6 protein-coding genes are annotated in these 7,782 nt (G+C 61.8%); 2 read left to right on the top strand and 4 right to left on the bottom strand.

What is annotated here, in order from left to right; all coding sequences use genetic code 11:
- Positions 1 to 302, bottom strand: a 302-nt coding sequence (locus tag ACUVTU_RS12800) for a hypothetical protein (protein ID WP_445890345.1), incomplete at its 3' end; no start/stop codon positions are given.
- 244 nt (positions 303 to 546) lie between these two features.
- Here ACUVTU_RS12800 and ACUVTU_RS12795 point away from each other — a divergent pair.
- Together ACUVTU_RS12795 and ACUVTU_RS12790 are read left to right on the top strand one after the other, a co-directional pair.
- Positions 547 to 1,140 (top strand): AAA family ATPase, encoded by a 594-nt coding sequence (locus ACUVTU_RS12795; RefSeq protein ID WP_445890344.1) that lies wholly within the window; start codon positions 547 to 549, stop codon positions 1,138 to 1,140.
- 91 nt (positions 1,141 to 1,231) lie between these two features.
- Positions 1,232 to 3,520, top strand: a complete 2,289-nt coding sequence (locus ACUVTU_RS12790) for a diguanylate cyclase (protein ID WP_445890343.1) — start codon at positions 1,232 to 1,234, stop codon at positions 3,518 to 3,520.
- 95 nt (positions 3,521 to 3,615) lie between these two features.
- Here ACUVTU_RS12790 and ACUVTU_RS12785 read toward each other — a convergent pair whose 3' ends face one another.
- The 3 genes from ACUVTU_RS12785 to ACUVTU_RS12775 all read right to left on the bottom strand — a co-directional run bounded on the left by ACUVTU_RS12785 (position 3,616) and on the right by ACUVTU_RS12775 (position 7,488).
- The gene (locus tag ACUVTU_RS12785) at positions 3,616 to 4,248 is read right to left on the bottom strand and encodes a cobalamin B12-binding domain-containing protein (RefSeq protein ID WP_445890342.1); all 633 of its coding nucleotides are present in this window, start codon (positions 4,246 to 4,248) and stop codon (positions 3,616 to 3,618) included.
- 321 nt (positions 4,249 to 4,569) lie between these two features.
- Positions 4,570 to 6,024 carry a trimethylamine methyltransferase family protein gene (locus ACUVTU_RS12780; RefSeq protein WP_445890341.1) on the bottom strand — a complete coding sequence of 485 codons (1,455 nt, stop codon included), beginning with the start codon at positions 6,022 to 6,024 and terminating at the stop codon, positions 4,570 to 4,572.
- Between the two features lie 3 nt (positions 6,025 to 6,027).
- Positions 6,028 to 7,488, bottom strand: a complete 1,461-nt coding sequence (locus tag ACUVTU_RS12775) for a trimethylamine methyltransferase family protein (RefSeq protein ID WP_445890340.1) — start codon at positions 7,486 to 7,488, stop codon at positions 6,028 to 6,030.
- Positions 7,489 to 7,782: the final 294 nt, after the last annotated feature.

The raw sequence follows: 7,782 nt of genomic DNA, 5'->3' as shown, positions 1-7,782 counted from the left end.
CTGCTCAAGAGCCCCAAGAGCGCCGCCTGCTGGGGCGGCAGATACCCGGCTAAAAGCTGCACCAGCCTGGCCGGCTCTAGCGGCGGGCCGGTTTCTCCTCCTCCGGTCCGCCGCTGCTCCAGCAAAGTTAGCAAAAGGGGCTCCAGGCCGGCCGGCCCCGCCGCACTAAGCGCCCCGGGTAAGTCCCCGGCCTGTTTGCTGAGCACCCCGGTCAGGGCAAAAAGGTTGGCCAGCGCCAGCACAAGAGCCTGATTGCGCTCCTCCGGCCCGGCCAGAGCCCGGCCCAGTAATTCTTCCCACATCATCCTTCCCTCCCGACCATCTTTGCCCTACCTTAGTAAATATATTCACGGGCGGGGGAAATGTGAAAAGGTTTTCGGCCGGAAACAGCGAATATTAATTCACTGGCAAATTATCCGGCCCATCGGCCATTTTTGCCGATAATTATGTCGTAATTTGTTGAACATACTGCCAATATGGTTCCCGGTGATAAACGATCCACACTGCGTTTCAGATAACAGTTTGTTGAAGGAGGACCGCCTGAACATGAACCTGCAGTGCCAAACCGGCAAACCCATTAAATGCGCTTTTCTGGGCGGCCCGGGTACGGGCAAGACCACGCTGATCAAACAGCTGGATGTGGATTTCAGCATGGCCGGCTACCTTTCCTCCTCCTGCATGGATTTCGCCCGCAGCTACATCATCCGCTACGGCCCGCCCCGCACCATCTTCGAGCAGTTTCTGCTTTACGAGGGCCAGAAGCAGTCCGAAGCCGAACTGTCCCACTGCGATATTATCTTCTGCGACAACGCCACCATCCTGAACTACGTGTACGGCCTGATGCTCTGCGATTTCAAAAGCCGGCAGCAGGTCTACGCCCTGATGAAGCTCTACGAATGGGCCATGAAGGACCTGCCCGAATATGAGATTTTTTACATCCCCCGGGAATTCCCCCTGCACAGCGACGGAGTAATCTACCAGAACGAAGAAATGGCTGCGGTGGTGGACCAGAAAATCAAAAGCTTCCTGGATATGATGAACGTGCCCTACACCGTGATCACGGGCGATCTGGCCAGCCGCATCCAGCAGGTCAAGGACAAACTGGGCTTTGTGCCCCGCCGGGAATGCCGGATCGAATAAGTCCCCACCCGACTGGTAAGCGATAACACTTTCGGCAATTCTACCTCTGTTAATTTATTAAACCAACCCTTGCAGAAAGTGAGTTTCCCCCATGTCTTTGAAAACCAAGCTGCTGCTGACTTTAAGCGGCATATTCGCCTTTTCCACCCTGCTGATCTGGCTGCTCTCCCGCCTGTTTACCGCCGGCGTGCTGGCAGACATGGAAAAAAATTTCTACTACCACACCGCCGGCCAGGTGGCCGATCTGCTGCAGCGCGAACTGGCGCTGCTGGAAAGCTCGGCGGGCGGCTGGGCTACCAAAAACGAACTTTATGCCTTCACCCGCCGCCAGGGCCGGGAACCCCTGCGGGAGGCCTTTGTGGCACACATGCTGGAAAAATCCCGCTTGAATTACCTGGTGGTGCTGGACAGTCAGGGCCGGGTGCTGCTGTCCCGCAGCTATGACCGGGTTAGCAATAATACCCTGCCCCTGCCGCCCGGGCTAACCAGCCCGCCCCGGGCAGCCCGCAGCGGACTGGTCAGCACCCTGGCCGGCCCCGCCCTGATGACCGTACGGCCGATCACCGGCCCGGACCACACCGGCTCGCCAGCCGGCACCCTTTTGATCGGGCGCCTGCTGCGCCCGGAGGAAATTAAAGAACTGGAAACCAGCACAGGGGTAAGGCTCTCCTTTGCCGGGCCGGGTGAAGTTAACCTGTCCTCCCTGGAGCGGGCCCGTCCCCTGGCTGACGGCACTCCCTGTTATTACCGGGTGGTTTCCCGCCAGGAGAGCATCCTGTACCTGCCGCTTACCGACTGGCAGGGCCGCACGGCCTACCTTTTGCGCATACAACTACCCCGCCGGGTGGCCAGCGTTTTCTACCAAGCGGAAAAGTATTTTGCCGCAGGCAATTTACTCGCCGCCCTGCTCACCTTTGCTCTGACCATGTTCTGGCTCAATCATACCTGCCTGTCCCGCTTAAAGCGCCTGACTGATGCCCTGCACCAGGGGGGCAGCACCGATCTGCCCACAGATATACCGCTGCTGTCGGGCCATGACGAACTGGCCCGGCTGTCCCGAGCTATGCACCAGCTGCTGGAAAAGCTGGCCCTGCACCGGCAGGACAAGGAACGCCAGGAGCTAAAGCACCGGGCCATCCTGGACAACATGGCCGAAGGTATTGTGGTGGTGCAGGACGGAAATATCAAATATCTCAACCAGGCCGGCGCTCATTTGCTGGGCTGTCCCCCGGAGCAGGCTACCGGCCGGGATTTCCTGAGCCTGGTGCACCCCGAGGATCAGGCGGCCATGCAGGGATACTGCCTGGCCCTCACCGACAAAGGCGGCGTACCGGTGACCCAAAGCTTCCGCTCTCACACCGGGGACGGCCGGGAAAAGTGGCTGGAAGCCAATTCCACGGTAATCAACTGGGAAAAAGGCCCCGCCCACCTGCATTTTATTTCCGACATCACACCGCGCAAAATCCTGGAGGAGGAACTTTCCCGCCTGATGGCGGAAAAAAACCTCATCCTGGACAGCCTGACCGAGATGGTCACCTTCATCGACCGCGATCTGCACATCATCTGGGCCAACCGGGCCGCTGCCCAGGCCGTGGGCAAGAATGTGCTGGAACTGATGGGAGCTAAATGCCACGCCGTGCGCTTTAACCGGGAGGAGCCCTGCACCGGCTGCCCGATGCAACGGACCATGGACAGCGGCCAGCCCTATACCGGCGAGCTGGAGACGCCCGACGGCCGCTGGCTGCGCATCAACGCCTCCCCGGTCTTCGACCGACAGGGCCAGGTCACCGGCGCTGTGGAAGCCGTGCTGGATATCACCGAGCGCCGCCTTTATGAAGAACAGTTGCGTTATTTGAGCATGCACGATGTACTCACCGGGCTGTACAACCGGGCCTTTTTCCAGGCCGAAATGGCCCGCCTGGAGAAAAGCCGCGCCTATCCCATCACCGTGCTGCTGGCCGACTTAGACGGCTTAAAGCTGGTCAACGATACCCTGGGCCACGACCAGGGCGATGAGCTGATTAAAGCCTGCGCCGGGCAGCTGAAAGCAGCCCTGCGCAGCTCGGACATTTTAGCCCGCATTGGCGGGGACGAGTTTGCCGCCCTCCTGCCGGACACCGATGAGCAGGCGGCCCAGGTGATTGTGGAGCGCCTGCACAGGCACCTGGAAGCTTACAACAGCAAAAGCCCCGCCCTGCCGGTACTGGTATCCATCGGCCGGGCCACCAGCCCCACCCCCGACAAACCGCTGAGCGATACCTTGAAGGAAGCCGATGCCGCCATGTACGCCCAAAAAATACAGCAAAGAGACCTGACGCGTCCTCTGCTCTGCCAGGCCATAACCAAAGCCCGGCCTAATTGCCACCAGTTAAACGCTTAACAACATATTCCATAATCCAGCGGCATCCCCAAAAGCAAGGGGGCGCACTTTGCGGCGCCCCCTGTCACCCTTATATACTGCCACGCAACTCCCCTTTAGCCCACCATTTGTTTGCACAGCTCGGCGGCGCTGGCCGCATCGGGCGAGTAGCCGTCGGCGCCAATATCCCGGGCGAATTCGGCCGACACCGGCGCACCGCCCACCAGCACTTTGACCTGGTTCCGCAGGTTTTCCCGGGCCAGGGCCTCAATCACCTGTTTCATCACGGGCATGGTCGTGGTGAGCAGGGCCGACATGCCCACAATCTGCGGCCGGTGCTCTTTGACTGCCGCCACAAATTTGTCCACGGGCACGTCAATGCCCAAATCCACCACATTGAACCCGCTGCTCTCCAGCATCATGATCACCAGGTTCTTGCCAATGTCGTGCAGGTCGCCCTTGACGGTGCCCATGACCACTTTGCCCGCGCTGGGGATGTCGCTGCCGGCAATGGCCGGTTTGAGGATTTCAATGCCTGCCTTCATGGCTTTGGCTGAGCGCATCATTTCGGGCACAAAGAGCTCGCCCTGCTTGAAGCGCACGCCCACCTCGGTGATGCCGGCAATCAACCCCTCATTGATGATCTGTAAGGGATCTTCCCCTGCTTCCAGCAACTGGCGGGTCACCTGCTCCACCTGCGGCTGGTCACCTTTCAGTACCAGATCGGCCAGCTGAGAATATTTGCCCATCATTCATTCCTCCTACGGTTATATCTTTATGGTTATATCTGGTTAAATCTTACGCGGTAGTTATCCAAAGCGAGCGACTTGCGGAGCGCCGGTAACGGTACAGGCGCGGCGAGGTCGCCGCACCCGCGGCGCGGAGTGGCGAAGCAACAGGCGAGCCAAAGCACAGCAGGTTTCGCCGGGCATAAACACCACTGAAAGGGCACTGCTGGGAACATGCCGCATACGAGCGCCGCGCTGGTGCGGCCCGCAGCCGCGCCGTCGTGCCGTCGGCGCTTTAGCCACGGAGCGAGCGTGGATACTGCCGCGCCATATATGAAACGCCTAAAGCCGCTCTTGCGCCCGCTGCAAAATGGCCTCTATTTGCTTTTGCACCGCCTCGGGCAGCGGCACCGGCCGGTGGGTGTCCAGGATCTGGCGCAGCCGGGCGGCAATACGCTGTCCCGTGGTCAGGCCGCCCGCCGCCATCCAGCCCTCGTAGGTCTGGAAGTCGGACACTGTGGGCTGCCAGCTCTGGCGGAAGTGCTCGGCAGTGTGGTCGTCGGCCAGGAAGTTGCCGCCCGGCCCCACCCGGGCAATGGCCTCCAGCGCCAGCTGCTGCGGGCTGGTATCCACCCCGCGCAGCATAAAGCGCACCCGGGAGATCACCTCATCCATCAGCACCAGCAGCTCCAGCGAGCCGGTGCGCCCCGACTCCATGTAAAAGACATCGTGCATCAGGTTGCAGCCCTGCAGCGCCCCCATCAGCGTGAACATGGTGGCCTCCACCACGGCCTGCTCGTCGCACACCTTGGCGCTGGTGCAGCCGGCATAACCCCAGGAAGGCAACTGGTAGAAGCGGGCCAGGTCGCACAGGCAGCCCTGCAGCATCAGCGCTTCAGGCACGGCGTAGAGGGCCTGCATGGTGCGCATGTCCAGGGGCGAATCGCCGTAGCCGTACAGGAAAGGGGCACCGGGGTTCTTCAGCTGGTGCACCACCAGGCCGCACAGCGCCTCGGCGTTGGCCTGCACCACGGTACCGGCCACGGTCACGGGCGTGGTAGCCCCGGCCAGGGCACCGCAGGCGAAGTTGACCGGCACCCGGCTTTCTGCCGCCAGAAGCAGCTTGGCCACCGATTCGTAGGGCAGCTGCAACGGCGAGGTGGGCTCACAGTACAGGGCGAAAAGGGGCTGGTGGGCCAGCTTTTCCCGGCCGCCCACGGCCGCCGCCGCCATATCAATGATGTCGGCCAGGGACTGGTCGTCCTCGGCAATCACTACCTGGGGCTTGGTGCTGTTTTGCAGCATCAGGGCGTACTGCACCCGGTTGTGCAGCCGCTTGTCCACTTCTTCCAGCATACCCATGGACATGACAAAGTCTATGCCGGGCAGGGCGTCGGCCACCCGCAGGGCATCGGCCACGTCGGAGCTTTGCCAGGCCCGCCGCTCACCGGTGGCCGGATCGAAGAAATAGAGCGTATCCGAACCAGTGCCGAAGTAGGCGTTGTGGCCTTCCAGCCACATCACCGGCCGGCCCAGGCGGCTGAACAGGGTAAGGCGCGAGGGAGCAGTGCGGATGGCCCACTCCACCAGGGACACGGGCAGATAAGTGCGCCCGCTGCCGTCGGTGTAGGCCCCGGCTTTGTGCAGCAAAGCGGCCGCTTCGTCGTGGTGCACCAGTACCCCCACTTCGCTCAGGATGCGGCAGCTGGCCTGGTGTATCTGCTCCAGCTGGCCCGGGGAAAGGGTGGCCAGGGACAGCCCGTGGCCGTGTCGGCTGGCATAGCGCAAGTTCTCCACCTCCTAGCCCTGAGCTTCCCGCAGGCGGCGGGCGATAATCTCATCCAGCTCTTTAAGCGCGGCCTCGGAAAGGGCTGCCGGCCGGTGTTCGGCCAGCACCTGCCGCACTCTGGCCGTGGCCCGATCCATAGTGGTCTCCCGGCCCTGCTCCTCCCACTGCTCCCAGCGGTAGCGGACAAAATAGCGGGGCGACCAAATCTCCTGGCGGAAATACTTGAAGGTGTGGTCGTGGGCCAGGTAGTTGCCGCCCGGACCCACGTCGTGGATGCAGTCCACAGCCAGGTGCTCGGGCGAAGTGCGGGTGCCCGCCCCGGTGTAGCGCACCATGTCGATGATGTCGTCGCAGACCACCAGGAAGGGCAGGTAACCGGTCTTGCCCCCCTCCAGATAGCCCACATCGTGCACCAGATTGGCCCCGCAGAGCTGGTTGAAGATGATGGAATGGGCCGCCTCCACCCCGGCCTGCACATCGGGCAGGGGCGAGTTGGTGCAGCCGGCCTCGGTGAAGTTGGGCAGGCCGTAGAACTGGGCCAGCTCGGTCATGGCCGCATAGTTCATCCCGGTCTCGGGAGCGCCGTACAGCGTGGTGGAATATTTCATGTCCATGGGGGTGGCCCCGCCGCCAATAATGATGGGCGAGCCCTTCTTGTACAGCTGGGCCATGACCACCCCGGCCAGCGCTTCGGCGTTCATCAGGGTGATGCAGCCAGCCTTGGTCACAGGCGTGGTAGCCCCGGCCAGCACGCCGGGCGTGTAGACCACGGGCACGTTGTAATCGAAGCATTTGAACATCTTGCCCACGCCGTCATGGGTGTGCACCAGGGGCGAGATGGGTTCGGAATACAGGATCAGGTAAGGATTGTGCCGCAGCTCGTCCTCACCGCCCACACAGGCCGCGGCCATCTGGATAATGGCCTCGGTGTTTTCCGGGTTGTGGGCCGTGAAGATGATTGGCTTGCTGCTGTTGATGGTCATGGCCGCGAACTGGTGCAGGTCGCTGACCGGGGACGGCGTGTCCGTGGCAATGGCGTAGCTCATGATGAAATCATAGTTGGGCAGGTAGTCCATCAACAGGGCCGCCTGCTCCACGTCCTTTTTGCTGGAAACCCGCCGCTCCCCGGTTTCCAGGTCGATGGTGAAGGGCAGGTCGGAACCGGTGCCGTAGTACACCCGGTTCTTCTCCAGGGGCATCACCCGCTGGCCCAGGCGGTTGGCCACCATTACCCGTTTGGGGGCCAGGCGCAGGCATTCTTCCACCAGCCAGCCCGGTATCCACACCCGGTCCTCGCGCACCCGGCAGCCGGCCGCCTGGAGCAGGGCCAGCGCCTGCTGGTTTTGCACCACAATGCCCGTGCGCTCCAGCACTTCCAGCGAGGCCAGGTGGATTTGCTCCAGCTGGGCCTCGCTGAGCCACTTCAGGCGCGGTGTGCACTGTTCTGTATGGTTGGACAGATAGGGTTCCATGTCTTTTGTATTACCTCCTCCGGCATTTTGCCTTTTGGGTATTTAGCTGGCTATTTTCCTAGCAAAAAATGGGCCAGCATTGGCGTGCGGCTGCGGATATACCCACCCCAGCCGAGCCCGCGCGCAGGCAATGCCCGGCGCGGCAGTATTCACACTTGGTTGGCATGGTAATGTTTTGCCGGTGCGCATCCCGTGCCCGCATGCGTTCCATCCCGGGCGAGCCCGCGCGCAGGCAATGCCCGGCGCGGCAGTATTCACACTTGGTTGGCATGGTAATGTTTTGCCGGTGCGCAT

This window comes from Desulfurispora sp., from assembly GCF_052744395.1.
Note: the sequence above shows the minus strand (reverse complement) of the source record. Positions and strands in the feature narration are given on the sequence as shown.